General features: G+C 70.2%; 23 protein-coding genes. 12 read left to right on the top strand and 11 right to left on the bottom strand.

The features are described 5' to 3' along the window. Positions 1-156: 156 nt before the first annotated feature. The 3 genes from ACTWQR_RS34640 to ACTWQR_RS34630 form a co-directional block, all read right to left on the bottom strand. A complete protein-coding gene (locus ACTWQR_RS34640; protein WP_443231170.1) occupies positions 157-939 on the bottom strand; it encodes a class I SAM-dependent methyltransferase in 783 nt (260 codons plus the stop codon). A 284-nt stretch (positions 940-1,223) separates the two neighbouring features. Beyond that, positions 1,224-1,388, bottom strand: coding sequence for a hypothetical protein (locus ACTWQR_RS34635; protein ID WP_443231169.1), 165 nt, complete (start codon positions 1,386-1,388; stop codon positions 1,224-1,226). Positions 1,389-1,667: 279 nt separating this feature from the next. Beyond that, positions 1,668-2,015 carry a peptidase gene (locus tag ACTWQR_RS34630; protein WP_443231168.1) on the bottom strand — a complete coding sequence of 116 codons (348 nt, stop codon included), beginning with the start codon at positions 2,013-2,015 and terminating at the stop codon, positions 1,668-1,670. A 143-nt stretch (positions 2,016-2,158) separates the two neighbouring features. Here ACTWQR_RS34630 and ACTWQR_RS34625 point away from each other — a divergent pair, with 143 nt between their 5' ends. Further along, complete coding sequence (locus tag ACTWQR_RS34625; RefSeq protein ID WP_443231167.1) at positions 2,159-4,288, top strand: protein kinase domain-containing protein; 2,130 nt, start codon at positions 2,159-2,161, stop codon at positions 4,286-4,288. A gap of 94 nt (positions 4,289-4,382) precedes the next feature. Here ACTWQR_RS34625 and ilvD read toward each other — a convergent pair whose 3' ends face one another. The 4 genes from ilvD to ACTWQR_RS34605 all read right to left on the bottom strand — a co-directional run bounded on the left by ilvD (position 4,383) and on the right by ACTWQR_RS34605 (position 8,899). Continuing rightward, positions 4,383-6,236, bottom strand: a complete 1,854-nt coding sequence (gene ilvD, locus ACTWQR_RS34620; protein WP_443231166.1) for a dihydroxy-acid dehydratase — start codon at positions 6,234-6,236, stop codon at positions 4,383-4,385. A gap of 125 nt (positions 6,237-6,361) precedes the next feature. Continuing rightward, complete coding sequence (locus tag ACTWQR_RS34615) at positions 6,362-6,976, bottom strand: TetR/AcrR family transcriptional regulator (protein WP_443231165.1); 615 nt, start codon at positions 6,974-6,976, stop codon at positions 6,362-6,364. Continuing rightward, the gene (locus ACTWQR_RS34610; protein WP_443231164.1) at positions 6,973-7,797 is read right to left on the bottom strand and encodes a sugar phosphate isomerase/epimerase family protein; all 825 of its coding nucleotides are present in this window, start codon (positions 7,795-7,797) and stop codon (positions 6,973-6,975) included. The genes ACTWQR_RS34615 and ACTWQR_RS34610 overlap by 4 nt, the downstream gene beginning before the upstream one ends. 169 nt (positions 7,798-7,966) lie before the next feature. Further along, entirely contained in the window at positions 7,967-8,899 is a 933-nt protein-coding gene (locus ACTWQR_RS34605) for a Ppx/GppA phosphatase family protein (protein ID WP_443231163.1), read from the bottom strand. 71 nt (positions 8,900-8,970) lie between these two features. Here ACTWQR_RS34605 and ACTWQR_RS34600 point away from each other — a divergent pair, with 71 nt between their 5' ends. After that, positions 8,971-9,855 carry a hypothetical protein gene (locus ACTWQR_RS34600; protein ID WP_443231162.1) on the top strand — a complete coding sequence of 295 codons (885 nt, stop codon included), beginning with the start codon at positions 8,971-8,973 and terminating at the stop codon, positions 9,853-9,855. Positions 9,856-9,997: 142 nt separating this feature from the next. On the opposite strand, the gene ACTWQR_RS34595 is transcribed toward ACTWQR_RS34600, so the two are convergent. Further along, positions 9,998-11,992 (bottom strand): BACON domain-containing protein, encoded by a 1,995-nt coding sequence (locus tag ACTWQR_RS34595; protein ID WP_443231161.1) that lies wholly within the window; start codon positions 11,990-11,992, stop codon positions 9,998-10,000. Between the two features lie 222 nt (positions 11,993-12,214). Here ACTWQR_RS34595 and radA point away from each other — a divergent pair, with 222 nt between their 5' ends. Then, a complete protein-coding gene (radA, locus tag ACTWQR_RS34590; RefSeq protein WP_443231160.1) occupies positions 12,215-13,624 on the top strand; it encodes a DNA repair protein RadA in 1,410 nt (469 codons plus the stop codon). A gap of 70 nt (positions 13,625-13,694) precedes the next feature. After that, complete coding sequence (gene disA, locus ACTWQR_RS34585) at positions 13,695-14,819, top strand: DNA integrity scanning diadenylate cyclase DisA (RefSeq protein WP_443231159.1); 1,125 nt, start codon at positions 13,695-13,697, stop codon at positions 14,817-14,819. A gap of 284 nt (positions 14,820-15,103) precedes the next feature. Here the strand turns inward: disA and ACTWQR_RS34580 are convergent, their stop codons facing one another. Beyond that, on the bottom strand, positions 15,104-15,934 hold the full coding sequence (locus tag ACTWQR_RS34580; RefSeq protein WP_443231158.1) for a hypothetical protein: 831 nt from the start codon (positions 15,932-15,934) through the stop codon (positions 15,104-15,106). Between the two features lie 469 nt (positions 15,935-16,403). On the opposite strand from ACTWQR_RS34580, the gene ACTWQR_RS34575 reads away from it, so the two are divergent. The 6 genes from ACTWQR_RS34575 (at position 16,404) to ACTWQR_RS34550 (ending at position 21,646) form a co-directional block, all read left to right on the top strand. Then, positions 16,404-17,333: an A/G-specific adenine glycosylase gene (locus ACTWQR_RS34575; RefSeq protein ID WP_443231157.1), complete on the top strand. Its 930-nt coding sequence runs from the start codon at positions 16,404-16,406 to the stop codon at positions 17,331-17,333. A gap of 293 nt (positions 17,334-17,626) precedes the next feature. Further along, on the top strand, positions 17,627-18,166 hold the full coding sequence (locus ACTWQR_RS34570) for a SigE family RNA polymerase sigma factor (protein WP_443231156.1): 540 nt from the start codon (positions 17,627-17,629) through the stop codon (positions 18,164-18,166). Then, a complete protein-coding gene (locus ACTWQR_RS34565; RefSeq protein ID WP_443231155.1) occupies positions 18,154-18,810 on the top strand; it encodes a hypothetical protein in 657 nt (218 codons plus the stop codon). Before ACTWQR_RS34570 ends, ACTWQR_RS34565 begins: the two co-directional genes overlap by 13 nt. Positions 18,811-19,037: 227 nt before the next feature. Next, positions 19,038-19,757, top strand: coding sequence for a two-component system response regulator CseB (cseB, locus tag ACTWQR_RS34560; protein ID WP_443231154.1), 720 nt, complete (start codon positions 19,038-19,040; stop codon positions 19,755-19,757). Between the two features lie 7 nt (positions 19,758-19,764). Next, a complete protein-coding gene (gene cseC / locus ACTWQR_RS34555; protein ID WP_443231153.1) occupies positions 19,765-21,207 on the top strand; it encodes a two-component system sensor histidine kinase CseC in 1,443 nt (480 codons plus the stop codon). A 67-nt stretch (positions 21,208-21,274) separates the two neighbouring features. Next, a complete protein-coding gene (locus ACTWQR_RS34550) occupies positions 21,275-21,646 on the top strand; it encodes an imine reductase family protein (protein WP_443231152.1) in 372 nt (123 codons plus the stop codon). An 11-nt stretch (positions 21,647-21,657) separates the two neighbouring features. Here the strand turns inward: ACTWQR_RS34550 and ACTWQR_RS34545 are convergent, their stop codons facing one another. Then, on the bottom strand, positions 21,658-23,301 hold the full coding sequence (locus ACTWQR_RS34545; RefSeq protein WP_443231178.1) for an MDR family MFS transporter: 1,644 nt from the start codon (positions 23,299-23,301) through the stop codon (positions 21,658-21,660). 221 nt (positions 23,302-23,522) lie between these two features. On the opposite strand from ACTWQR_RS34545, the gene ACTWQR_RS34540 reads away from it, so the two are divergent. Continuing rightward, a complete protein-coding gene (locus ACTWQR_RS34540) occupies positions 23,523-24,107 on the top strand; it encodes a TetR/AcrR family transcriptional regulator (protein WP_443231151.1) in 585 nt (194 codons plus the stop codon). Between the two features lie 56 nt (positions 24,108-24,163). Here ACTWQR_RS34540 and ACTWQR_RS34535 read toward each other — a convergent pair whose 3' ends face one another. Then, positions 24,164-24,799 (bottom strand): M23 family metallopeptidase, encoded by a 636-nt coding sequence (locus ACTWQR_RS34535; protein ID WP_443231150.1) that lies wholly within the window; start codon positions 24,797-24,799, stop codon positions 24,164-24,166. A gap of 625 nt (positions 24,800-25,424) precedes the next feature. Here ACTWQR_RS34535 and ACTWQR_RS34530 point away from each other — a divergent pair. Beyond that, positions 25,425-25,652 (top strand): hypothetical protein, encoded by a 228-nt coding sequence (locus tag ACTWQR_RS34530; RefSeq protein WP_443231149.1) that lies wholly within the window; start codon positions 25,425-25,427, stop codon positions 25,650-25,652. Positions 25,653-25,666: the final 14 nt, after the last annotated feature.

Raw genomic sequence — 25,666 nt, 5'->3', positions numbered from 1 at the left:
GGGACCGAAGGGTGACAGGGGGAACCGAAGCGTGACGGGGAGATGACGAGGGCGGCTGGCGTGGTCCCCGGGGTTGAGTGGGTTGCGGCGCATGGACCGTGCGGGTGTGACCGCGTTGAGAGGGGGCTGCGGGGGCGCGGGGCGGTGACAGCTGGCTCAGGGGCGGGTGGCGACGATCAGTACGACGTCGTAGACCTCTTCGATGAGGCCGTTCGGGAAGGCCTTCAGGAGGTGTTCGCGCTCCTCGGTGAAGAAGGCGTTCGTGCGCTCCTCGCCGAGTACCAGGAAGACCGAGTGGCTGCCGATGTTGGCGAGGTGGGTATCGAGGGAGACGGTGCGGCTCCAGCGGACTTCGTGGCGTGTGCAGTCCGGGGTGTATGCGGCGCCGGCGAAGGCTTCGTCGGTGCGGGCCAGGCGGCTGAAGCTTCGTTGCTGGGTGACGTCGCCGTCGATGAACTGTTCTATGCGCCTGCCCTGGGTTGTCTGCCAGGGGACGTCGGGGGCGCTGGTGTTCCACCCGAGGGCCAGGACACCGGATGGGCGCAGGACGCGCATGGCCTCCGGGAGGGAGTGGGCTGGGTCCGTCCAGTGCCAGGACTGGGCGTAGGTGAGGAAGTCGAGGGAGGCGGTGGCCAGGGGGAGGGCGTTGCCGTTGCCCCGTACGACGGGCGTGTCGGGGAGGGTGCGGCGGAACTGGGCCGCCATGCCCTCGCCGGGTTCGATCGCGATCACCTTGGCGCCGCGGGTCTGGAGGACGGCGGTCGATATGCCGGTGCCGGCGCCCACGTCTGCCACGGTGGCGCCTGCGAGGGGCCGAGTTGCCGCGTTTTCGATCGCGTCGAAGAGGGTGGGTGGGTAGGAGGGGCGGTTTGCCGCGTATTGGGCTGCGGCGGTGTTGAAGGAATGGGCGTGGGCTGCGTGGGAGGGGGAGGCGGTCATGTGGACATGGTGGCTGGGAGGTGGGCGGACGGGAACCGTTGGGTTTTTTCGCGCCCGCCGCCCCTACCCTCCTCCAACTCTGGGCTTTGCTCGAGCGGGGCCCCATCGTCCCGGGGCTGCGCCGCCAAACCGCCTTTCGGCCTCAACGGCCTCGTCCTCAAACGCCGGACAGGCTGAGTTGGCCTGGGCTCAGTCGCTGGAGACGGCGAAGATCACAACGCCCAGGACGCTGAAACGAAACCGCCTGGCTGCGACCTCCAGGCCCTCGTACGCGAAGCGGAGGATCAGGCAGCCCGCCACGGTCGTCGCGTGGGGGGCCTGCGGTTGCGGTTGCGGTTGCGGCCGCGGCGGGCCGGGTAGCCGCCGTCGTGGTCCACCCGGGTTGTGCCGAAGAAGCGGATCGGTTCGGGGCGGGGGCCTGCGAGGGTGGTGCCGGTTTCGTCGATCACGGCTGGTTGTCGCCTCGGCCCGCGGGCCGGGTGGCGCCAGGGCCGAGGCGATTCTCGGGCTCGTCCCTTCCCGGAGTCCGACCCGGGCTCCGGGCCGGACTCCGGGCCGGACTCCGGGCCCGGTCCCAAGGGGTCTGACACCGGGCCCGGTCCAAGGGGTCTGACACCGGACTCGGTCCGAAGGGGTCTGACACCGGACTCGGTCCGAAGGGGTCGGACACCGCGGTGACACTCGGGGGCGGTCCGAAGGTTCAGATTCCGCTCAGGGACACAGCGGGCTCAGGCGCAGCGTGGCGCCACGTAGCCGTCGCTGCCCGTGTTCACGTACGCGTCCGAGACGTACTGGCCGTTGGCGATGTTGTCCCAGAGGTTTGTCGTGCCGTAAGTGCCAGTGATCCACTCGCCGGGCTTCTGGCAGTTGATCGGCACTCGGGAGTCGAGCGGCAGCACCTTGATCAGCTGGTACTGGGTGCCGGGGCCGCTGCGGACCTTCAGGCGGACGCCCGGAGCGACCGGGTAGCGGACCGCCAGCGCCTCCGTGCTCTCGGCAGCGGCAAGCGTCTCGGTCGCCTCCTGCTGCGCCTCCGCCATACCTTCGACCGTGTTCGTTCCGTCCTCAACAGCCATTCTGGCCTCCCCCGTTGATGTTTCTGTCCTGTCGACGCCTTTCACACGCGACGCGCGCAGGCTAGCAAGCCACTCCGACATCGCACGCACCATCGACTAGGCTCCGTGCGTCGCGCTTGCGGACACAGACACGGGGGTGGGCAATGGCCCCGCTGCGCAGCTTCGGATCCGGCCAGGAAGCGGAACACCCGGAATACGCCGGGCAGTACCACCTTGAGTCCTGCCTGGGCGCGGGCGGCATGGGTGTGGTGCATCTCGCGACGTCCGCTTCCGGTCTGCGTCTCGCCATCAAGGTCGTGCATGCCGAGTACGCGGCGGACCCTGAGTTCAGGGCCCGTTTCCGGCAGGAGGTGAGCGCCGCCCGCCGGGTGAGCGGGGCCTTCACGGCCCCCGTGGTGGACGCGGATCCGAACGCCCGACTGCCGTGGATGGCAACCCTGTTCATACCCGGCCCCACCCTCGCCGAGCAGGTGAAGCGGAATGGTGCGCTGGAGCCGGACGAGGTCCGCAGGCTCGGGGCGGGACTGGCCGAGGCGCTGCGCGACATTCATCGCGCCGGAGTGGTCCACCGGGATCTCAAGCCGAGCAACGTGCTGCTCGCGCCCGACGGTCCCAAGGTCATCGACTTCGGGATATCGCGCCCCACGGACAGTGACCTGCGCACGGAGACCGGCAAGTTGATCGGTTCGCCGCCCTTCATGGCACCCGAGCAGTTCCAGCGGCCGAGGGAAGTCGGGCCGGCGGCCGATGTGTTCGCGATGGGGGCGGTGCTGGCTCACGCGGCAACGGGGCGCGGGCCCTTCGACTCCAACAGCCCGTACATCGTCGCGTATCAAGTGGTGCACAACGAGCCCGACTTGGCCGGTGTCCCGCGCGATCTGGTGCCGTTGATCCTGCGCTGCCTCGCGAAGGATCCCGCCGACCGGCCCGTACCCGCCGAGGTGATGGACGCCCTGCGTCAGCCGACGGCCGCCTCGGCGCCCCGTATTCCGGCCCAACGACGCCCTCCCGAAGAGACGCACATCGCCGGGAGTCGATCGCCGGAGCCGACCACTGCCACACGCGGCCGTCGTCGTCGGCTCAGACGGGCTCCGGCCGTAGGCATCGCGCTCGTTCTGGCCGTCGGAGGCGGCCTGGGCATAAGGGAGTTGGTCTCGTCCGACGCACCACCGACGGCCCCCGTCAAGGCAGACGCCGAAACGTTCCGGCCGTGGAGCACGACACTCGGCGGTGACCGGACGCAGGACACGCCTCCGGTCTGTACGTCTGGTGAGGGCGCCCTCTACTGCACCGCACCGGGGGTTCCGGCGGCACGGCTCGATGCCGTGGACGGCCGGGTCGCCTGGTCGTACAAGGAAAAGGACGCGGAGGGGAGCGGGAACGGCGGTGCTTCGGAGGACGCGACGGCGCTGCCCGAGTTGTCCGGCGGGCTGCTGCACATCGCGAGCGACGGTCGGCTCAGAGCGCTCGATCCCCGTTCGGGGAAGCAGCGTTGGGACGTCGACACTTCCGCGTACGCGGCCGTCGTGCACAGTGCGGACACCACGCTCCTGGTCGGGGAGCGTGGCGCCGTGCGGGCGCTGGACAGCGCGTCGGGCGAGGAGCGCTGGAGCGGGCGCATCGGCGGCCTGGGTACGCAGTGGATCAGCGGTTCGGGCGGGGCCGGAGTCTTCTATGCGGCGACGCCCTCCGCCGACGGATCCGTCACGCAGGTCAGCGCGGTGTCCGTGGAGCGGGGCACGGTGCTGTGGACGAGGTCGGCGGCCGGAGACCTGAGTCCGTTCGCCGCGCCGGACGGGGCCGTTTACCTCATGTCGGCCAAGGACCAGCTGGTCGACTCGATCGTTCGGGTCGACAGCGCGAAGCGGAGCGTCCGCCGCGTGTCCCTGCCGACTCCGCTCGATCAGGCCTCGGCCGCGGAGAGCGGCGGGGTCGCGTATCTCAGCGGTGTCGGCGGCTCACTGGTGGCCGTCGACACGCGCCGGGCCGGGGACGGCGCCGAACTGTGGCGCCTGGAGACATCGGTCAGCCGCCCGTCGCGGCCCGTGGTGTCCGGCGGCCATGTGTATGTCACCGCCCCTGACGGCCGTCTCCTCGCCACCGACGCCCGCACCGGCGACCCCCTGGGCCAGACCCGCCCTCGGCTCGGCGGGAACACGGCGCGCGTCGTGGCCGAGCTGCCCGCACCCGTGGTCGTGGGCGACCGGGTCTTCGGCAGCGCGCCGGACGGCAGCGTCTTCGCCCTGGACGCGCGCAAGCCCGCCGGCTGGTAACACCAGGGCACAACACGACACATCTGGACGCACAAACGGCGAGCCCGCCCGGTGGTGAGGACCGGGCGGGCTCACGTATCCGGGGCCGTGCGGGCTAGCCGAGCAGCGAGACGTCCCTGACGGCGCCCCTGTCGGCGCTGGTCGCCATGGCGGCGTACGCGCGGAGGGCGGCCGAGACCTTGCGGTCGCGGGCGGCCGGGGCGTACACGCCGTTCAGGGCCTCGCGGCGGGTCGCCAGCTCCTCGTCGGAGACGAGGAGTTCGATGGCGCGGTTCGGGATGTCGATGCGGATGCGGTCGCCGTCCTGGACGAGGGCGATGGTGCCGCCGGAGGCCGCCTCGGGTGACGCGTGGCCGATGGAGAGGCCGGACGTGCCGCCGGAGAAGCGGCCGTCGGTGATCAGGGCGCAGGTCTTGCCGAGGCCCCGGCCCTTCAGGAAGGAGGTCGGGTAGAGCATCTCCTGCATGCCGGGGCCGCCCTTGGGGCCCTCATAGCGGATGACGACGACGTCGCCGTGGGTGATCTGCTTCTTGAGGATCTTGTCGACGGCCTCCTCCTGCGACTCGCAGACGACCGCCGGACCCTCGAAGGTCCAGATCGACTCGTCGACGCCGGCCGTCTTCACGACGCAGCCGTCGACCGCCAGGTTGCCCTTGAGGACCGCCAGGCCGCCGTCCTTCGAGTACGCGTGCTCCGCCGAGCGGATGCAGCCGCCCTCGGCGTCCTCGTCGAGGGCCGCCCAGCGCTCGGACTGGGAGAAGGCTTCGGCGGAGCGGACGCAGCCGGGGGCCGCGTGCCACAGCTCGATCGCCTCGGGGGACGGGGAGCCCGCCCGCACGTCCCAGGTCTTCAGCCAGTCCGACAGGGACGGGCTGTGGACCGAGTGCACGTCCTCGTTCAGGAGGCCCGCGCGGTGGAGTTCGCCGAGGAGGGCGGGGATGCCGCCGGCCCGGTGCACGTCCTCCATGTAGTACGTGCGGTCCTTCGCGACGTTCGGGGCGACCTTGGCCAGGCAGGGCACACGGCGCGAGACCGCGTTGATCTCGTCCAGGCCGAAGGGGACCTCCGCCTCCTGGGCGGCGGCCAGCAGGTGCAGGATCGTGTTGGTCGAGCCGCCCATGGCGATGTCGAGGGCCATGGCGTTCTCGAAGGCCGCGAGGGTGGCGACGTTACGCGGCAGGACCGACTCGTCGTCCTGCTCGTAGTAGCGGCGGGTGATGTCCATGACCGTGCGCCCCGCGTCCTCGTACAGCGCCTTGCGGGCGGTGTGCGTGGCGAGGACCGAGCCGTTGCCCGGGAGCGAGAGGCCGATGGCCTCCGTCAGGCAGTTCATCGAGTTGGCCGTGAACATGCCGGAGCAGCTGCCACAGGTCGGACAGGCGTTCTCCTCGATACGGAGGATGTCCTCGTCCGAGATCTTGTCGTTCACGGCGTCGGAGATCGCGTCGACCAGGTCGAGCGTACGGACCGTGCCGTCGACCAGCGTCGCGCGGCCGGACTCCATCGGACCGCCGGAGACGAAGACCGTCGGGATGTTGAGGCGCAGGGCCGCCATCAGCATGCCAGGGGTGATCTTGTCGCAGTTGGAGATGCAGATCAGGGCGTCGGCACAGTGGGCCTCCACCATGTACTCCACGCTGTCCGCGATCAGGTCGCGGGACGGAAGGGAGTACAGCATTCCACCATGGCCCATCGCGATGCCGTCGTCGACGGCGATCGTGTTGAACTCGCGCGGGATGCCTCCGGCGGCGGTGATGGCCTCGCTCACGATGCGGCCGACCGGCTGGAGGTGGGTGTGGCCGGGCACGAACTCCGTGAACGAGTTGGCGACCGCGATGATCGGCTTCCGTCCGATGTCCGCACCCGGTACACCGGAGGCGCGCATAAGGGCGCGGGCGCCCGCCATGTTGCGTCCGTGGGTGACTGTGCGGGACCTCAGCTCGGGCATCGTCGCTCGCTCCTTCGGAGAGTAATGACTCGTATCGAGCGTACGCCGGTGCGCCAGGATTCGGACAGCTGGTCCGGAATGCGGGACGCCTGTCTCGGTTGTCGGCTGCGGGTCGTCTCCCGGACTCAGGGGTTCGTCAGGTGACCCTGAATCACCGGGGCCACCCTCGCGATGATCTGTTCCGGGTTCGTGGAGGCCAGGGGTTCGACCTTGATCACGTACCTCAGCATGGCGATGCCGACCAGTTGTGCGGCAGCGAGTTCGGCGCGCAGTTCGGCGTCCGGGAGGTCGAGCTGGGCGGCGACGCGGCGCAGTAGCTGGGTGGAGATGAGGCGCCGGAAGACCGCGGCCGCGGCCTCGTGGTTCATGGCGGAACGGATGATCGCGAGCAGCGCCGTACGCGTCGCCGGGCTCTCCCAGACCCCGAAGAAGAAACGGGCCAGCCGTTCACCGACGCCGTCGAGGGGACCCTCGGCGATCGAGCCGGGGGCGTTCAGGAGTGGCCCGAAGGCGACCTCGATGGCTGCCTCGAAAACCTGCTCCTTGGTACCGAAGTAGTGGTGCACGAGCGCGGAGTCCACGTCCGCGGCCTTGGCGATGCCGCGCATGGACGTCTTGTCGTAGCCCCGCTCGGAGAATTCCTCGCGGGCCGCCGCCAGGATGCGGTCGCGGGCCGCGGGGGTGTCCGCCGAGTCCGTACGGGAGGGGCGTCCCCGGCGGCGAGGGGCGGCGCTGGTCATGAGCGCGGGACCCGGACCGCCGAGGCCAGGTTCAGCCGGGTGTAGGCGAGGGCCTCCGCGAGGTCGGCCTCGCGCTCGGCGCTGGACATGGCCCTACGGGTGTTGACCTCGATGACGACATGGCCGTCGAAGCCGGACAGGGCGAGCCGTTCGAGCAGTTCGGCGCAGGGTTGCGTACCGCGGCCCGGCACCAGGTGCTCGTCCTTGTTGGAGCCGCTGCCGTCGGCGAGGTGGACGTGACCGAGGCGGTCGCCCATGCGGTCGATCATCTGCATCGCGTCGGTGCGGGCCGTCGAGGCGTGGCTGAGGTCGATCGTGAAGTGACGGTAGTCCTCTTTGGTGACGTCCCAGTCGGGGGCGTAGGCGAGCATCTCGCGGTCGCGGTAGCGCCAGGGATACATGTTCTCGACAGCGAACCGTACGTCCGTCTCGTTCGCCATCCGCCAGATGCCGCTGACGAAGTCGCGCGCGTACTGGCGCTGCCAGCGGAAGGGCGGGTGTACGACGACGGTGGAGGCGCCGAGCTTCTCTGCGGCGGCCTGGGCGCGCTGGAGCTTGACCCAGGGATCGGTGGACCAGACGCGCTGCGTGATCAGCAGGCAGGGGGCGTGGACCGCCAGGATCGGGACCCGGTGGTAGTCGCTGAGTCTGCGCAGGGCCTCGATGTCCTGGCTGACCGGGTCGGTCCACACCATGATCTCGACTCCGTCGTACCCGAGGCGCGCGGCGATCTCGAAGGCCGTCGCCGTCGACTCCGGGTACACGGAGGCCGTGGACAGGGCGACCTTCGCATCCGGGATGCGCACGACTGGTTCTGCCACGGGGACAGATTACGGGGTGCCTGTGTCGGTCGTGTCAGGGCGGTGGACGTAGGCCGGGGGCGCCTGGTCGTCGTTGTGGGTTTTGATCACGGGCGGGTGCGGGTTGTCCGTGGCTGGGCGCGCGGTTCCCCGAGCCCCTTCCGGGGGCCCGCGACCCCCTCGCGAGCCCTTACGCCGGCGCCATCTGGTCCAGGCGGCGGAGGATTACGCCCTCCCTGAGCGCCCAGGGGCAGAGCTCCAGCGTCTCGACGCCGAAGAGGTCCATCGCGCCTTCCGCGACGAGCGCGCCGGCGACGAGCTGGCCTGCCCGGCCCTCGGAGACGCCGGGGAGTTCCGCGCGCTGGTCGCCGGTCATCGCGGCCAGGCGGGGGACCCAGTCCTCCAGGGACCTGCGTTTGAGTTCGCGCTGGACGTAGAGGCCCTCGGCCGAGCGTGCGGCTCCCGCGATCCGGGCCAGTTGCCTGAAGGTCTTGGAGGTGGCGACCACGTGGTCGGGTGCCCCGAAGCGGCTGAACTCGCCGACCGTACGGGCGATCTGGGCTCGTACATGCCGGCGCAGCGCCTTTATGTCCGCCGGGTCCGGTGGATCGCCCGGCAGCCAGCCGGCCGTCAGCCGCCCCGCGCCGAGCGGCAGCGACACCGCCGTGTCGGGCTCCTCGTCCATGCCGTACGCGATCTCCAGGGAGCCGCCGCCGATATCGAGGACGAGCAGCTTTCCGGCCGACCAGCCGAACCAGCGGCGTACGGCGAGGAAGGTGAGCCGGGCCTCCTCGGCGCCGGTGAGGACCTGGAGCTCGACGCCGGTCTCGGCGCGCACCCGGGCCAGTACGTCGTCGGCGTTGCTGGCCTCTCGGACGGCGGAGGTCGCGAACGGCAGCAGGTCCTCGACGCCCTTGTCCTCGGCCGCGTCCAGCGCCTCCTGAACGACGCCGATCAGTTTGTCGACGCCACCGGAGCCGATCGCCCCGCTCTCGTCGAGAAGTTCGGCGAGCCGCAGCTCCGCCTTGTGCGAATGGGCGGGCAACGGGCGCGCGCCAGGGTGGGCATCCACCACCAGCAGATGCACCGTGTTCGAACCCACGTCGAGGACACCGAGTCTCATGTACGGAACGCTACTGCGCGTGGGCCGCCCGGCCGGTCCCGGAGTCGTCTCGGGCGACTTACCCTGGACTCGTGCCAAAGACGAAAAAGGCGAAGGCCGACAAATCCACCCAGGATTCTGTGAAGGATTCTGCTCAGATTTCCTCCAAGGGCTCTTCGCAGGCGAAGGCGTCCAAGTCCAAGAAGTCCCCGAAGAAGGCCGCGGTGCCGGACGAGACGGGGCTCGACTTCGCCCGCGCGTGGGTGGAGTTCCCGGATCCGGCCGACGACGAGCAGATCTTCCGCTGCGATCTGACATGGCTGACCTCTCGGTGGAACTGCATCTTCGGAAGCGGCTGCCAGGGCATCCAGGCGGGCCGCGCGGACGACGGGTGCTGCACGCTCGGCGCCCACTTCTCGGACGAGGACGACGAGAAGCGCGTCGCCGAGAACGTGGCGAGGCTCACGCCGGAGATCTGGCAACACCACGGCATCGGGACGGAGACCGGCTGGGTCTCGACGGACGAGGACGGTTCGCGGCAGACCCGCCCGTACAACGGCTCGTGCATCTTCCAGAACCGCCCCGGCTTCGCGGGCGGCGCGGGCTGCTCGCTGCACATCCTGGCGCTGAAGGAGGGCCGCGAGCCCTTGGAGACCAAGCCGGACGTCTGCTGGCAGCTGCCGGTCCGGCGCACGTTCGACTGGATCGACCGGCCCGACGACACCCGTGTGCTCCAGGTTTCGATCGGCGAGTACGACCGGCGCGGCTGGGGTCCGGGCGGCCACGACCTGCACTGGTGGTGCACGTCGGCGACCTCGGCGCACGGCGCGGGCGACCCGGTGTACGTCTCGTACCGGCCGGAGCTCATCGAGCTCATGGGCAAGGCGGGGTACGACCGGCTCGTGGAGCTGTGCGAGGAGCGGCTGGCTTCGCAGCTGCCGCTGGTGGCACCGCATCCGGCGGATCCGGCTCGCTGAGGTTCGCGGATCCGGTCCGCTGAGGTTCACTGCCGTCGGCTGACAACTGGCGTCGGCTGCCATTCGGGCGACGTGTCGGTCGGATGCCGGTTGGGATTCGGTGTTCGGCATCCGGGGCTCCGCTCTCGCGGCGGCCGGCGGTCTAGCTTCCCGAGGGGTTCGGGTCGGCTGGGTTCGGGTCGGCGCTGTCGCCGGGTGCTGGGGTCGAACCGCCGGGGTCCGAAGAGGTCGCGTGGTCCGCGGGCGGCGGCTCCGGCTCGGTCGGGGTCGGGTCGCTGGGGCTCGGCGTCGGCTCGGGGTCGGGGTCGGACGGCGTCGGGTCGCTCGGCGTGGGTTCGGGGGCGGGGCCCGGGTCGGACGGGCCCGGGTCGGACGGGCCGGGGTCGGACGGAGTGGGATCGCTCGGGGTGGGCGGGTCCGGGCGGGGGCCGGGGTGTGTCGGGCCCGCCGTCCCGTAGCCGTTGATCGTGACGACCGCTCCCGTCGGTGCGACCGACACCCGTGCGCGCCAGGGGCCCACCGGCTCGCGGAGGTGGTCGACGTACACCTTGATCGTCAACGACTCGCCCGGCGCCAGCGTTCCCGCCGACTGGCTCAGGTAGAGCCAGGCCGCTCCGGTGCGCGCGGACCAGTTGACCGGTGAACTTCCGGATGCCCTGAGGGTGATGAGTGTCGTGTCGCCGCTGGAATCGGTCTCTACGGAGAGAGCGTTTTTGTCGGCCGAGGCCACGCTGATGACCTCCACGGAGACGTCCGACGCATCGCTGCCCGGGGTGAAACGGGACTCGGGTCTCGGCCTGGCGTTGCCGGCGTTCTCGTAGCCGGGCGCCTCCCCGCCGAACGCGTCGGGATCCTGCCCGCTCGCGGCGACCGGCCGGCCGTCCGAGCCCTCTCCGGTGAGGGGCGCTCCGCGATATGCCGCCCACAGGGCGAGCACGGGGGCGGCCACGACGGTGGCGACGACCGTGGTCGTGACGGCACGCGCGCGTAGGCGGTCGCGACGGGCCGCGCGGTCCTTGGGGTCCATCGGGAAACCGCGCCGGTCGAAGCGCGGACCACCGCCCCGCGCGCGCGGGAGGTGCGTCATCGCCAGGTGCAGGTCCGCGCGCGGGGCTTCGAGTACGGGCAGCGCGGCGGGCGTGACGCTCGTGCCGGGCCAATGGCCGGGGACCGCGCGCTCGGCGGTACGACGGCAGCGCGGGCAGTCGTCGACGTGCCGGACCAGCTCGCGGCGCAGGGCCGTGCTGAGTACGAGGTGGTTGTCGCCGGTGAGCCGGGTGACACCCGGGCAGCGGCCGGTCTCGACGACGGCGAGGGCCGCGCGGGTGCGCTCGACCTCGCAGGCGGCCGTCGCGAGGAGCTCCCGGGCGGCGGCCAGGTCCATGCCGAGGACGGCGGCGACCTCGTGGGCGGCTAGTTGGTGCCGCACGGCGAGTTCGAGCGCCTCCCGCTGCTCGGGCGTCGTACCGGCGGCCTCCGGCCAGGCCAACAGAGCGAGTTCGCGACGGCGACGGTCTTCCTCCGCCTCGGCGAGGAGATCGGAGGCACGGTCGCCGGGGCGGTCGGGGCCCCGGGCTGTGGTGTTCGCTGTGTTCGCTGTGATGTTGGTTGTGCTCGCCGCGATGTTGGTTGGGTTGGCTGTGGTGTTGGTTGGGTTGGCTGTGATGTTGCGGGCGGCGTAGGCATCCTGCGGCCGGCCGTCGGCGTACGTCCCTTGAGGCCGACCTTCGGTATGCGCGGCCGACGTGTCCCTTGAACGGCCCGACCCATGCCCGCCCCAGGCGCTCTGGGAACGGCCCGAAGCATGCGTGCCATGACGTTTCTGCTTGGCCTCGGCGAGCTTGCGCAGGCAGGCCCAGCGGGCCAGGGCGTACAGCCAAGCCCTGCGGTCGTCGGGCCTCTCCGGGCCCCGGGCGCCGCGGCGCTCGGCGAACCTGAGGGCGTCCCCGAGGGCGGCGGTCGCCGTGTCGTGGTCGCAGAGCACTGACAGGCAGTAGGTGAACAGGCCGTCCAGATAGGGCTCATAGCGCGCGGGCGGGCGCTGTGCCAGTGTGCGCGCCGCCGCCCGGTCGCGAGCGGCACGGTGGGCTCGGTGTGCGCCGGTGGTGTGCGTGGAGGTTTCCGGACTGCTGCTCATCACCCGTGCGACCGTAGGGGCCGGGCGGTGGCCCCTTCTTCACGCTTGCGCACATTTAATCCATACGGGTGAAACGATCCCTCATAAGGGGACAGGAACCCGGGATTCCGTGGCGTGCCCGCGATGGATCGCGGCCGGTTTGCGAAGGGTGCCCTGGTATCGGCACAGGGCGTGGACCGGGCCGGCGCCGGGCTGTCAGTGGTGCCGGTTACGGTTTCGTCCATGGCTGCCCGTACGAAGACCGCGAAGGACCGGCCGTCCTACCGCTGCACCGAGTGCGGCTGGCAGACGGCCAAGTGGCTCGGCCGCTGCCCCGAGTGCCAGGCCTGGGGGACGGTCGAGGAGTACGGCGCGCCCGCTGTGCGTACGACGGCCCCCGGCCGGGTCACGACGTCCGCGCTGCCCATCGGCCAGGTCGACGGCCGCCAGGCGACCGCTCGTTCCACCGGCGTGCCCGAGCTGGACCGCGTGCTCGGGGGCGGCCTGGTGCCGGGCGCGGTCGTGCTCGTGGCGGGCGAGCCGGGCGTCGGCAAGTCCACGCTGCTGCTGGACGTGGCGGCCAAGGCGGCGAGCGACGAGCACCGCACCCTCTACATCACGGGTGAGGAGTCGGCGAGCCAGGTCCGCCTCCGCGCCGACCGCATCAAGGCGATCGACGACTACCTGTATCTGGCGGCGGAGACCGACCTGGCGGCGGTCCTGGGCCACTTGGACGCCGTGAAGCCGTCCCTGCTCATCGTCGACTCCGTGCAGACGGTGGCCTCTCCGGAGATCGACGGCGCCCCCGGGGGCCCGTCCCAGGTCCGAGAGGTGGCCGGCGCCCTGATCCGCGCCTCCAAGGAGCGCGGCATGGCCACGCTCCTTGTGGGCCATGTCACCAAGGACGGCTCCATCGCCGGACCGCGCCTCCTCGAACACCTGGTGGACGTCGTCCTGAGCTTCGAGGGTGACAGGCACGCGCGCCTCAGGCTCGTCCGCGGCATCAAGAACCGGTACGGGACGACGGACGAGGTCGGCTGCTTCGAGCTGCACGACGAGGGCATCACCGGGCTCACCGACCCCTCCGGCCTCTTCCTCACCCGCCGCGCCGAGCCCGTCCCCGGCACCTGCCTGACGGTCACCCTGGAAGGCCGCCGTCCTCTGGTCGCCGAGGTGCAGGCGCTCACCGTGGACACCCAGATCCCGACCCCGAGGCGTACGACATCCGGTCTGGAGACCTCTCGCGTCCAGATGATGCTCGCCGTCCTGGAGCAGCGCGGCCGGATCAGCGCCCTCGGGAAGCGCGACATCTACACCGCGACGGTCGGCGGCGTGAAGCTCTCCGAGCCCGCCGCGGACCTCGCGATCGCGCTGGCGCTGGCCAGCGCCGCGAGCGACACCCCGCTGCCCAAGAACCTCGTCGCGATCGGCGAAGTGGGCCTCGCGGGCGAGGTCAGACGGGTCACGGGCGTCCAGCGCAGACTCGCCGAGGCCCACCGTCTGGGCTTCACCCACGCCCTCGTACCGGGTGATCCCGGCAAGATCCCCACCGGCATGAAGGTGCTGGAAGTCGCCGACATGGGGGACGCGCTGCGCGTGCTCCCGAGGTCGCGTAGGCGAGAGGCCCCACGAGAGGAGGAAGAGCGCCGGTAGACTTTGCCCAGGTCTCGCCCGTCCGTACGAACCGAGGGCGCCCCTAAACACCTGCGACCGGAGGAGTGCAGTGGCAGCCAACGACCGGGCGGCAGCTCCCGGAAAGTCCGGTGGGAGCTCCGGTGCCGAAGGGCTGATGCGCGCCTCACTGAGCGCCGTGGCACCCGGCACGGGTCTTCGTGACGGCCTGGAGCGGATCCTCCGCGGCAACACCGGCGGGCTCATCGTGCTCGGCTGGGACAAGACCGTCGAGTCGATGTGCACGGGCGGTTTCGTCCTGGACGTCGAGTTCACGGCGACCCGGCTGCGCGAGCTGTGCAAGCTCGACGGCGGCATCATCGTCGACAAGGACATCACCAAGATCCTGCGGGCCGGCGTGCAGCTGGTCCCCGACCCGAAGATCCCCACCGAGGAGACGGGCACCCGGCACCGCACGGCCGACCGCGTGAGCAAGCAGGTCGGCTTCCCGGTGGTCTCCGTCTCCCAGTCCATGCGCCTGATCGCGCTGTACGTGGACGGACAGCGCCGGGTTCTGGAGGACTCGGCCGCGATCCTCTCCCGCGCCAACCAGGCCCTGGCCACCCTGGAGCGCTACAAGCTCCGCCTCGACGAGGTCGCCGGTACGTTGTCCGCGCTGGAGATCGAGGACCTGGTCACCGTCCGGGACGTCTCGGCGGTGGCGCAGCGTCTGGAGATGGTGCGCCTGATCGCCACGGAGATCGCCGGGTACGTGGTGGAGTTGGGCACCGACGGGCGCCTGCTCTCCCTCCAGCTGGAGGAGTTGATCGCCGGGGTCGAGCCCGAGCGTGAGCTCGTCGTGCGGGACTACGTGCCCGAGCCGACCGCCAAGCGCTCCCGCACGGTCGATGAGGCGCTCTCCGAGCTCGAAGGGCTCACCCACGCCGAGCTGCTCGAACTGTCCACGGTGGCACGGGCGTTGGGCTATACGGGTTCGCCCGAGGCGCTCGACTCGGCGGTGTCGCCCCGCGGGTACCGGCTGCTGGCCAAGGTGCCGCGGCTGCCCGGTGCGATCATCGACCGGCTGGTCGAGCACTTCGGAGGGCTGCAGAAGCTTCTCGCTGCCAGCGTGGACGACCTGCAGACGGTGGACGGTGTTGGTGAGGCGCGGGCGCGGAGCGTGCGGGAAGGGCTGTCGCGGTTGGCGGAGTCTTCCATCCTGGAGCGGTACGTCTAGCCTCCGGCGGTTGGGCAGTGGCGTTGTGTCGGGTGGCCTTGCGTCGGGTTGCGTTGCGTCGGGTTGCGTTGGTGCTGTGTGCCGGGTGCGGGTTGGTGGGGGCTGGTCGCGCAGTTCCCCGCGCCCCTTACGGGGCCGGTCGCGCAGTTCCCAGCGCCCCTTACGGGGCTGGTCGCGCAGTTCCCAGGGCCCCGTACGGCGCCGGCTGAGGTGCATGGTCGGACAGTCCCGCGCTCCTTACGGGGCGCCCTTGTTCCGCGTGGCTCTTGGTGAACTCTGAGTCGCTAGTCCTTCTTCAGGACGAACGACGTCTGGGTCTTGGTCAGGCCCGGGGTCTCTGCCTCCACCAGGTACGTGCCCGCGGTCGCCGACACCGCCGGAGGGGTCGCGCACTGTGGGGCGCTGGCCTTGCGGTTCCACTCGACGGTGTGGGTGATGCTGTCGTTCGCCGGGATGCGGAGGAGGATGCTGGCGGCGCCCGTCGGGCAGTCGGCGGAGGACCAGATCTCGTCGTCGCTGCCTGCCTGAGTGATCGTCAGCACGGCGTGCTTCGGGCCGAGATCGAGTTTGCAGTCGCTGCCGGAGGAGTTCCTGGCGATCAGTTCCAAGGTGGGCTTCTCGTCCGGCGCGTATTCGTTGTTGACGCTGCGCAGCGTCAACTTCACCGCTCCGGCAGTGCAGTTGGGCAGGCTGGACCCGGCGGGAAGAGTGTCGCCGGAGCCACCGCCACCGCCGCCGTCGGCCACGCCGCCGCTGGAACCGGATCCGCCGGAGGTGGACCCGCCCGAGCCGCCGGAGCCCGCCGTGCCTCCGGATTCCCCGGAGCCGTCCCCGGAGCCGTCGCCGTCACCGGTGCCTCCGTCGCTCGACTCGTCGCGCCCGCCCGGGGCTTGGCTGATCGCGGGCCCGGAGCCGGAGGGGCCCGGTGTGATCGAGGCCGTGGGGTTCTTGCCGTTGGAGCCGTCGGCGTTGTCCTTGTTGCCGTTTCCGCCGCCGGAGGTGACCACCCAGGTGATCAGCAGCGCCAACAGCGCCAACGTGGACAGCAGAACGGCCCTCCGTCGCCAGTAGATGGAGGAGGGAAGCGGCCCGACCGGATTGCGCAGAGATCCCACGGCGCAAACTGTACGAGAGATCCGGGAGTTCGCTGGCCCCACCCGCCGCCCTGGGCCTCAACTTTTCCGGATCATCATCCTGGATGACGGTCGCCTGCCCCTGTCTTGCGCTGTCTTACACCTGTCGCACACCTGCTTGCAGGACCGCAGGACCGCAGGACCGCAGGCCCCGAAGACCGGAGGACCCGAAGACTGGCCGACCCGCGGACCGGAGGACCCGAAACCCCGAGGACCTGCGCACCGCCAGGTTCTTTCGCGATCGGCGCCGGCCAGGTCGAGTCACAGCAGCCATGGCGGCGTCCGCCGCAGCCGAACACCATGCCGCGGTTCCCGGTCTACTCGGCCAAGCCGACTCCTGCCCGTCTTGCCCTGCTCACGTTGCCCTACCGGCGTCGCCCGGCCCGCGATTGTGAGCTCCGGCCCCGCATGCCCCACCCCCACACCCCGCCATGGCAGGATCGGAAGTGCCATGACTGCGCCCACGAAGCCCACATCCAGTGCCCAGGCCGGCGGACTCGACACCTCCGGCGACGCCCTGCACGCCCCCGTCATCGACTGGTTCGAGGAGAACGCGCGTGACCTGCCGTGGCGGCGGGCCGACGCGGGACCGTGGGGGGTGATGGTCAGCGAGTTCATGCTGCAGCAGACGCCCGTGAGCCGGGTGCTGCCGGTGTACGAGCAGTGGCTCGCCCGCTGGCCCCGGCCCGCCGACCTCGCCGAGGACGCGCCGGGTGAGGCCGTCCGGTCCTGGGGGCGGCTCGGTTACCCCCGGCGCGCGCTGCGGCTGCACGGCGCGGCGGTCGCCATAACGGAGCGGCACGGCGGTGACGTACCGACAGACCACGCCCAGCTCCTCGCGCTGCCCGGCATCGGTGAGTACACAGCCGCTGCCGTGGCCTCCTTCGCATACGGGCAGCGGCACGCCGTTCTCGACACGAACGTGCGGCGCGTGTTCGCGCGGGCCGTGACCGGTGTGCAGTACCCGCCGAACGCCACGACCGCCGCCGAACGCAAGCTCGCCCGCGCCCTGTTGCCCGACGACGAGCACACGGCCTCCCGCTGGGCCGCCGCGTCCATGGAGCTCGGCGCGCTCATCTGCACGGCGAAGAACGAGAGTTGCGTACGGTGCCCCATCGCGGCCCGGTGCGCGTGGCGGCTCGCCGGGAAGCCCGCGCACGAGGGCCCGCCGCGGCGCGGCCAGACGTACGCGGGGACCGACCGGCAAGTCCGCGGCCGGCTGCTCGCCGTACTGCGCGAGGCGGTCACCCCGGTCCCGCAGTCGGTCCTCGACCGTGTCTGGGACGAGCCCGTGCAACGCGCCCGCGCCCTGGACGGGTTGGTCGCCGACGGTCTGGTCGAGCCCCTGGTGGGTGGCCTCTACCGGCTGCCGCTGAGCTGATCCGCCGGCTACCGCTGAGCTGACCCACAGGTTCCACCGAGCTCAGTCACAGTTCCCCGCAACAACTCCCGGCAGACAAAACGCCGCATAACCGCCCCAACAGCCACCCCTCTTTACCCAGCCCCTACTTCCGTTACACAACCGACGGACAGCCGAGTGCTCGCCGCAGGCTCGCTCGGACAACCCCGTGACAACGCCTCCGTAACTTCAGTGCCGTACCGCGGAACAGCGGTACGGCAAGCAACGGAAAACCGGCAGCAGGCAGGTCGGAAACGGGGACGGAGGCGGTTGTAATGGCGCACGGCGAGGTGCTCGAGTTCGAAGAGTATGTACGCACCCGGCAGGACGCCCTGCTGCGGAGCGCACGCCGCCTGGTCCCGAACCCGATCGACGCCCAGGACCTCCTCCAGACCGCTCTTGTGCGGACGTACGGCCGCTGGGAGGGCATAGCGGACAAGCGTCTCGCCGACGCCTACCTGCGCCGCGTGATGATCAACACGCGCACGGAGTGGTGGCGGGCCCGCAAGCTGGAGGAGGTTCCCACCGAGCAGCTCCCGGACGCGAGCGTGGACGACGCCACCGAGCAGCACGCGGACCGCGCGCTCCTGATGGACATCATGAAGGTGCTGGCTCCGAAGCAGCGCAGTGTCGTCGTGCTGCGACACTGGGAGCAGATGTCCACGGAGGAAACGGCCGCCGCCCTCGGCATGTCGGCCGGAACGGTCAAGAGCACGCTGCACCGGGCGCTCGCCCGGCTCCGCGAGGAGTTGGAGAGCCGCGCCCTGGATGCAAGCGCGCTGGAGCGGGAGGAGCAGGAGCGTTGCGCGGCCTAGGCACAAGGGCCCCCCGGCCCCCCGGGGCCCTGAAGGCGGTGATCACGGCGGTGTCCGTGCTCGCCGCCCTCGGCCTTTTGGTCTCCGCCTGTGGCACGGGCGGCACCGGCGCCCGGGACGAGGGCCCGGCCCGCTCCGAATCGATGGCTTCGGGCGCCACCGCGCCCTCCGCCCCGCCGTCGGCCTCCGAGTCGCCGGACCGCGTGAACGCGGTCAAGCTCGTCAAGGCCGACCCGGACGTCAGCGCGGCGGTCAAGCGCGACCTGGAGCCCTGCGTCGGTGACGAGTACCCGGTCGACGTGTCCTACGGCGACCTGACCGGCGGCTCCGCGGACGACATCGTGATCAACGTGATGACCTGCGGCGACGCGGTGGGCGTCGGCTCGTACGTGTATCGCGAGGACGGCGACGCGTACGAGAATGTCTTCCGGGCCGAGGAGCCTCCGGTCTATGCGGAGATCGACCGCGGTGATCTGGTGATCACCCAGCAGGTGTACGACAAGGGCGACTCGGTGGCGTATCCGTCCGGCGAGGAAGTGATCACCTACCGCTGGTCCGAGAGCCGCTTCACGGAGCGGGCCCGGACGCACAACGACTACAGCAAGGTGGTGGACGGCGATACGCCGTCCCCGACCGAGGACTGACAGCACGAGGACTGGCAACAAGAGGACTCAGAACACGAGAACTCGGAACACGAGAACTGACCGCACAAGGACCGCACAAGGGCTGCACAAGGACTGATGGCGCGAGACGCGAGAACTGACGGCACGAACCAACAGCACGAGAACTGACGGCACGAACCAACAGCACGAGAACTGACGGCACGAACCAACAGCACGAGAACTGACGGCACGAGAACTGAGAGCAGTGGATGGCAGAGCAGACCCACGTCCTGTTCGTCGAGGACGACGACGTCATCCGCGAGGCCACCCAGCTCGCGCTGGAGCGCGACGGCTTCGCGGTCACCGCGATGCCCGACGGTCTGTCGGGCCTTGAGGCGTTCCGCGCGAACCGCCCCGACATCGCGCTCCTCGACGTCATGGTGCCGGGCCTGGACGGTGTCTCGCTGTGCCGCCGGATCCGCGACGATTCGACGGTCCCGGTGATCATGCTGTCGGCCCGTGCCGACTCGATCGACGTCGTCCTGGGTCTGGAGGCGGGCGCCGACGACTACGTGACGAAGCCCTTCGACGGGGCCGTACTGGTCGCGCGCATCCGCGCGGTGCTTCGGCGCTTCGGGCACGCGAGCGGCCTGCGGTCCGCCGCCGGGTCCGAGGACTCGTCGTCCGTCGACGGCGGTGGCGTGCTGTCCTTCGGGGACGGCGAACTGGAGATCGACACGGAGGGCATGGAGGTGCGCAGAAGCGGTGCGCCGGTGGCGCTGACGCCCACCGAGATGCGGCTGCTCCTGGAGTTCTCGTCCGCGCCGGGTACGGTCCTGTCGCGCGACAAGCTGCTGGAGCGGGTCTGGGACTACGGCTGGGGCGGCGACACCCGGGTCGTCGATGTCCATGTGCAGCGGCTGCGTACGAAGATCGGTCAGGACCGGATCGAGACGGTCCGCGGTTTCGGCTACAAGTTGAAGGCCTGAGCGGACCATGCGGGGGACCAGTCGGAAGCCGGGCGGACGCGCGTACGAGGCAAGACGCGCGTACGAGGCAAGCGGACGCGTTCACGAGGCAATGGGGCGCGACGTGCACGCGGGGCCTGGGCCCGGTGCGCGCGAGAGATTCGAGCGCCTGATGCCGCGTACCGGAATCAGGTGGAAGCTCAGCGCCGCGATCGCGGCGGTCGGGGCGCTGGTTGCTGTCGCGCTGAGCCTGGTCGTACACAACGCCGCCCGGGTCTCGATGCTCGACAACGCGCGCGACCTCGCGGACGAGCGTGTCCAGATCGCGCAGCGGAACTACGAGGCGTCCGGGCGGGCCAACTTCCCCGGCATCCAGATCGACGATCCGGACATACCGAAGGACCTGCTGGCGAAGGTCACACTCGACCGACGGGCGACCTACGTGACGGACCGCCCGGGCGGCGTGGCCGACATCTGGGCCGCCGTGCCGCTCAAGGACGGCCGGATCCTGTCGCTGCACACCGGGTTCACCGACCGCAGCGCCACGGTGATGAAGGACCTCGACCAGGCGCTGATCATCGGTTCGATCGCGGTCGTCTTCGGCGGCTGCGCGCTCGGCGTACTGATCGGCGGCCAGCTCTCGCGGCGGCTGCGCAAGGCGGCCACGGCGGCCCGGCGGGTCGCGCAGGGCGAGACGGATGTACGGGTGCGGGACTCCATCGGCGGTGTCGTACGCGACGAGACGGACGACCTGGCGCGGGCCGTGGACGCGATGGCGGAAGCGCTGAGCCAGCGGCTCGAGGCCGAGCGACGGGTGACCGCCGACATCGCGCACGAGCTGCGCACTCCGGTGACCGGTCTGCTCACGGCGGCCGAACTGCTGCCACCGGGCCGGCCGACGGAGCTCGTACGGGACCGGGCGCAGGCCATGCGCACCCTCGTCGAGGACGTCCTGGAGGTGGCCCGGCTGGACAGTGCGTCCGAGCGGGCCGAGTTGCAGGACATCATGCTGGGCGAGTTCGTGGCCCGGCGGGTGACCGCTCGGGACGCCGATATCGAGGTGCGGGTGGTGCATGAGTCGGAGGTCACCACCGACCCCCGCCGTCTGGAGCGGGTACTCATCAACCTCCTGATCAACGCCGCCAAGCACGGCAAGCCGCCCATCCAGGTCACGGTCGAGGGCCGGGTCATCCGCGTACGCGACCACGGGCCCGGCTTCCCCGAGGGACTGCTCGCCGACGGACCGAGCCGCTTCCGCACGGGCAGCACGGATCGGGCGGGCCAGGGGCACGGTCTGGGCCTGACCATCGCGGCGGGTCAGGCGCGGGTGCTCGGCGCCCGGCTCACCTTCCGCAACGTACGGCCCCCGGGGGCACCGGAAGGCGTGCCGGCGGAGGGTGCGGTGGCGGTGCTGTGGCTGCCGGAGCACGCGCCGACCAGCACGGGGAGCTATCCGATGCTGCCGGTGTAGGGCACACGACCCAGAGCGTGGGTGCAGGTCTTGGCTTCACGGCCGGCGTCATGGTTTGGCTCACGGCATGAACATGATGTTCGACGGGTTCCACCACTCGGTCGCCATGGCGACCTCGCACAGGGAGGGCACTGCGGCCGGCTTCACCGAATTGCTCGTCCCCTGGCCGACGAACATGGCGCAGCTGCTGCCCGCCCTCGCCGCGGACGTCGACGCCGACCGCGACACGGGCGCGGAGCCTCAGCTCACCCAGGGGCTCGATGTCCAGCTCGTCGGGCTGGCCAACATCATGAACGCCTCCCAGGAGGCCGGTGTCAGCGCCGCACCGCTGGAGCCGTCGCTGGCCGGCCTGAAGGCGCTGCTCGCCGAGGGGCTGCTGGGGCCTGCCGAGGGCCTACTGCGGGCCCTTCGACCGAGGAGTAGTAGTACAACGGCGTAGTAGAAAACGACTCAGACCGCAGTCTCCGCAACCGTCTGCTTCACATCCGCGGCGTCCCGGGGCGCCCCCATCGTCCCGGTCGCCCCGGTCGCGTCCTGCGGCGACTCGGACGGCTCGGCCGGCTTCTGCGGCCCCGCGCCCTTCAGCGGTACGTGCTTCACGAACACCGCGGCCACCAGCGCGACGACGGCCACGAGCGCCCCCAACAGGAACGCCGAATGCGTACCTGCCGAAACCGCATGCTGATACGCCTCCTGCGCGGCCTCCGGCAACTTCGCCATACTCTCAGCGTCGAGCTGCGCGGACTGCTCGGTGGCCTTGGACCCGAGCGCCCCGGCCCGCTCGGTCATCACGTCCTGAACCCGGCTGTTGAACAGCGCGCCCATGATCGCGACGCCGAAGGACGCTCCGAGCGTACGGAACAGCGTGGTGGAGGACGACGCGACGCCCATGTCCTTCATCTCGACACTGTTCTGCGAGACGAGCATGGTGATCTGCATCAGACAGCCCATGCCCGCACCGACGACGGCCATGTACACACCGGAGGTCAGCCGCGTCGTATCCGTGTCCATGAGCGACAGCAGATACAGCCCGACCGCCATCAGCACGCTGCCCACGATCGGGAACGCCTTGTAGTGCCCGGTGCTGGTGGTCACCCGCCCCGCGACCATCGAGGTGACCAGCATCGCGCCGAGCATCGGCAGAAGCAGCAGCCCGGAGTTGGTCGCGGACGCCCCCTGCACCGACTGCTGGTAGAGCGGTAGGAACAGCACCGCACCGAACATCACGAACCCGGCGACGAAGCCGACGATCGACATCAGCGTGAAGTTACGGCTCCGGAAGATGTGCAGCGGCATGACCGGCGCGGCGGCCTTGGTCTGCACGAAGACGAAGCCGACGAGCGAGGCGACCCCGATCCCGATCAGCTCCATGATCATGACGGAGCCCCAGGCGTACTCGGTCCCACCCCAGGTGGTGACGAGCACGATCGAGGTGATGCCCACGGTGAGCAGCGCGGCGCCGAGGTAGTCGATCCGCGCCTGCGCCCGCTTCTTGGGCAGATGCAGTACGGCACTGATGGCGACCAGCGCCACGACACCGAGCGGCAGGTTGATGTAGAAGGACCAGCGCCAGCCCCAGTTGTCGGTGATGGTGCCGCCGACCAGCGGTCCGCCGATCATGGCGAGCGCCATCACGCCGGCCATCATGCCCTGGTACTTGCCGCGCTCCCGGGGCGGAATCAGGTCCCCGATGATCGCCATGACGCCGACCATCAGCCCGCCGGCGCCGAGCCCCTGCACGGCACGGAACCCGATGAGCTGCACCATGTCCTGGGCCATTCCGCTCAGCGCCGACCCGATCAGGAAGAGGACGATCGAGGTCATGAAGACGCCCTTGCGCCCGTACATGTCGCCGAGCTTGCCCCAGATCGGCGTCGAGGCGGCGGTCGCGAGCGTGTACGCGGTGACGACCCAGGACAGGTGCTCGAGCCCGCCCAGCTCACCCACGATGGTCGGCATCGCGGTGCCTATGATCATGTTGTCGAGCATCGCGAGCAGCATGGCGATCATCAGCGCGAGGAGGACGACGCGCACGCTCCTGGGCTGCTTGCCTCCGCCCTCCGCTGTTTCCTCCGCCTCGGCTGCCTCGGCCACCCCGGCCGCGCTGCTGTCCGCCACTGTCCCCACTCCCCTGGCTGCCGCCCGATACTTACTTGCCGCCCGGCAAGTTGACTACACTCGGGGAAGGTAGACCCGTAACTAGCCGGGCGTCAAGTAAGTTTTCTTTTACGTACGACACGGCGAGTACGTACACGGAGCGCGCGCTCGGCGTACGTACGACAAGGACCAATGACCAAGGACGAGGAGCGGCCACGATGGGCGGCAGCAGGCAGCGGCGGCGTGGCGACACCCGTCAGCGCATCCAGGACGTGGCCGTCGAACTCTTCGCCGAGCAGGGCTACGAGAAGACGTCCCTGCGGGAGATCGCCGAACGGCTGGACGTCACGAAGGCGGCGCTCTACTACCACTTCAAGACGAAGGAAGACATCCTCATCAGCCTCTTCCAGGACCTGACGAGGCCGATGGACGACATGATCGAGTGGGCCAAGGGGGAGCCACAGACCCTCGCCACCAAGCAGGAACTCCTGCGCCGCTACAGCGAGGCCCTCACCGAGGCGGCCCCCCTCTTCCGCTTCATGCAGGAGAACCAGGCGACGGTCCGCGAGCTGAGCGTCGGCGAGACGTTCAAGGACCGCATGCTCGCCATGATGGACATCATCAAGGAGCCGGACGCCCCGCTGACGGACCAAGTGCGCTGCGTGAGCGCCCTGTTCACGATGCACGCGGGGATGTTCGCCCTCAAGGACATCGAAGGCGACCCCGAGGACAAGCGGAAGGCGGTCCTGGAGGTCGCGATCGACTTGGTGACGCAGGCACACGGCGGCACGCGCGAGCCCTGAGCCTTGCCCTTGGGCCTGGCTCTTGAGCCCTGAGTCCTGAGCCCTGAGCCTGCGCCTTAGACGGTCACACCCTTCGAGCGCAGGAAGGCGACGGGGTCGATCGCGTGACCGTAGCTCGCACTCGTACGGATCTCGAAGTGCAGGTGCGGCCCGCTGGAGTTGCCCGTGCTGCCGGACAGCGCTATGCGCTGTCCGGCCTTCACGACCTGGCCCACCTTCACGTTCACGCGGGACAGGTGCGCGTACTGCGAGTACGTGCCGTTGCCGTGCTTGATGACGATGGCGTTGCCGTACGCCGGTCCGTCACCGGCGCCGTTGCCGCCGGCCTTCACGACGGTCCCGCCGCCTGCGGCGAAGACCTTGGTGCCGGAGGCGACGGCGAAGTCCTGACCGGAGTGGGTGGACGACCACATGTTGCCGGCCTGGGCGAAACTGGCGGAGAGCTTGTACTTCTGGACGGGGTCGACCCAGGAGGGGGCCTTCTTGGCGGCGACCGGCTTGGTGCTCACCGTCTTGGCCTTCACCGTCTTGGCGCTCGCCGTCTTGGCGCTCACCGCACTGACGCTGCTGTCAGCGGCGACCGCGACCCCGACCCCCAGGACGCCCGAGACCCCCAGACCGACGGCCACGACGGCCGCCCGGGCTCGGAGCAGGGACGTACCGGGATTACGGGACATGGTGCGCTGCGACATGAACTACCTCCGGGGACGGACATCAAGGCACCCGGCGCGTTGGCCATGCGCCGGGCGGTCGTCCCTTGGTAACCCACGCCCCCGCCATCCCCCAAAACCGCCTTCTACTACCTAAAGCAGTACTTGACAGCAAAACTTCTGAATTCTTGACATCAGAACCACATCGAAACAGAACCTCCTGCATTTAGCCTGGAAGTCAGGTTTACGCCCACTTCACGCCATCCACTTCGGCTCCGATCCCACCCCTCCGGGCCCGCACCCAATGACGTCCACACCTCCCCCCAGACCTTGAGCCAAAGGTCTGTTTTGCCCCGTTCGATGTCACCACTACTCGCCCTAGTACCGGACAAATCACCTGTGCGTCATGTCACCGGACGGCGGGATCGAGGGGTCCTGGAATGTGGCGCGGGCTACAGGTCGAGGACGCGGGGTTCGAGGCGCGGTACGCGGATCACATCGCCGGGCGGTACGGAACGCTGATCATCTACGGGCTCGACGCCGGCACGAGCGAGTGGTCGCTGGATGCGGCGTATCTCAGCCTGGAGGCGATCCGGGAGCGGGATGGGCGGAGCGGTGGACTCCAGGTGCCCGCCGAGCGGACCTCGGCGGGCACCCCCGCCCGCAGGTGGTCGGCGTCATACCCGCGGCCGACCTCATGGACGGCCTGGACCACGACCAACTCACCCACCGCTGGCTCAACGCCGAACCGTCCGACCCGGACATGACCTGGCTGTCCGGCTTCCCCGACCTGCGGGTGCTCCGCGTCAATCCGCGCCTGCCGCGGGTGCGGAATGTGCCGGAGGGCGTGAGGATCACGGCCTGGCCCAACAGACCGCGTCCTGACTGCTGTTGACCTACGCTCGATCC

The organism is Streptomyces sp. 2A115 (genome assembly GCF_052245575.1).
Lineage (GTDB): Bacteria > Actinomycetota > Actinomycetes > Streptomycetales > Streptomycetaceae > Streptomyces.
This window is presented reverse-complemented; position numbering and strand designations above follow the sequence as displayed.

Excerpts from the sequence above, each read along its gene's own strand:
- ilvD (WP_443231166.1), bottom strand. The coding sequence starts at position 6,236 with ATGCCCGAGCTGAGGTCCCGCACAGTCACCCACGGACGCAACATGGCG.
- radA (WP_443231160.1), top strand. The coding sequence starts at position 12,215 with ATGGCTGCCCGTACGAAGACCGCGAAGGACCGGCCGTCCTACCGCTGC.
- cseC (WP_443231153.1), top strand. The coding sequence starts at position 19,765 with ATGCGGGGGACCAGTCGGAAGCCGGGCGGACGCGCGTACGAGGCAAGA.
- ACTWQR_RS34535 (WP_443231150.1), bottom strand. The coding sequence starts at position 24,799 with ATGTCGCAGCGCACCATGTCCCGTAATCCCGGTACGTCCCTGCTCCGA.
- ACTWQR_RS34615 (WP_443231165.1), bottom strand. The coding sequence starts at position 6,976 with ATGACCAGCGCCGCCCCTCGCCGCCGGGGACGCCCCTCCCGTACGGAC.
- ACTWQR_RS34595 (WP_443231161.1), bottom strand. The coding sequence starts at position 11,992 with ATGAGCAGCAGTCCGGAAACCTCCACGCACACCACCGGCGCACACCGA.
- ACTWQR_RS34540 (WP_443231151.1), top strand. The coding sequence starts at position 23,523 with ATGGGCGGCAGCAGGCAGCGGCGGCGTGGCGACACCCGTCAGCGCATC.
- cseB (WP_443231154.1), top strand. The coding sequence starts at position 19,038 with ATGGCAGAGCAGACCCACGTCCTGTTCGTCGAGGACGACGACGTCATC.
- ACTWQR_RS34605 (WP_443231163.1), bottom strand. The coding sequence starts at position 8,899 with ATGAGACTCGGTGTCCTCGACGTGGGTTCGAACACGGTGCATCTGCTG.
- ACTWQR_RS34550 (WP_443231152.1), top strand. The coding sequence starts at position 21,275 with ATGAACATGATGTTCGACGGGTTCCACCACTCGGTCGCCATGGCGACC.
- ACTWQR_RS34630 (WP_443231168.1), bottom strand. The coding sequence starts at position 2,015 with ATGGCTGTTGAGGACGGAACGAACACGGTCGAAGGTATGGCGGAGGCG.
- ACTWQR_RS34570 (WP_443231156.1), top strand. The coding sequence starts at position 17,627 with ATGGCGCACGGCGAGGTGCTCGAGTTCGAAGAGTATGTACGCACCCGG.
- ACTWQR_RS34640 (WP_443231170.1), bottom strand. The coding sequence starts at position 939 with ATGACCGCCTCCCCCTCCCACGCAGCCCACGCCCATTCCTTCAACACC.
- ACTWQR_RS34575 (WP_443231157.1), top strand. The coding sequence starts at position 16,404 with ATGACTGCGCCCACGAAGCCCACATCCAGTGCCCAGGCCGGCGGACTC.
- ACTWQR_RS34625 (WP_443231167.1), top strand. The coding sequence starts at position 2,159 with ATGGCCCCGCTGCGCAGCTTCGGATCCGGCCAGGAAGCGGAACACCCG.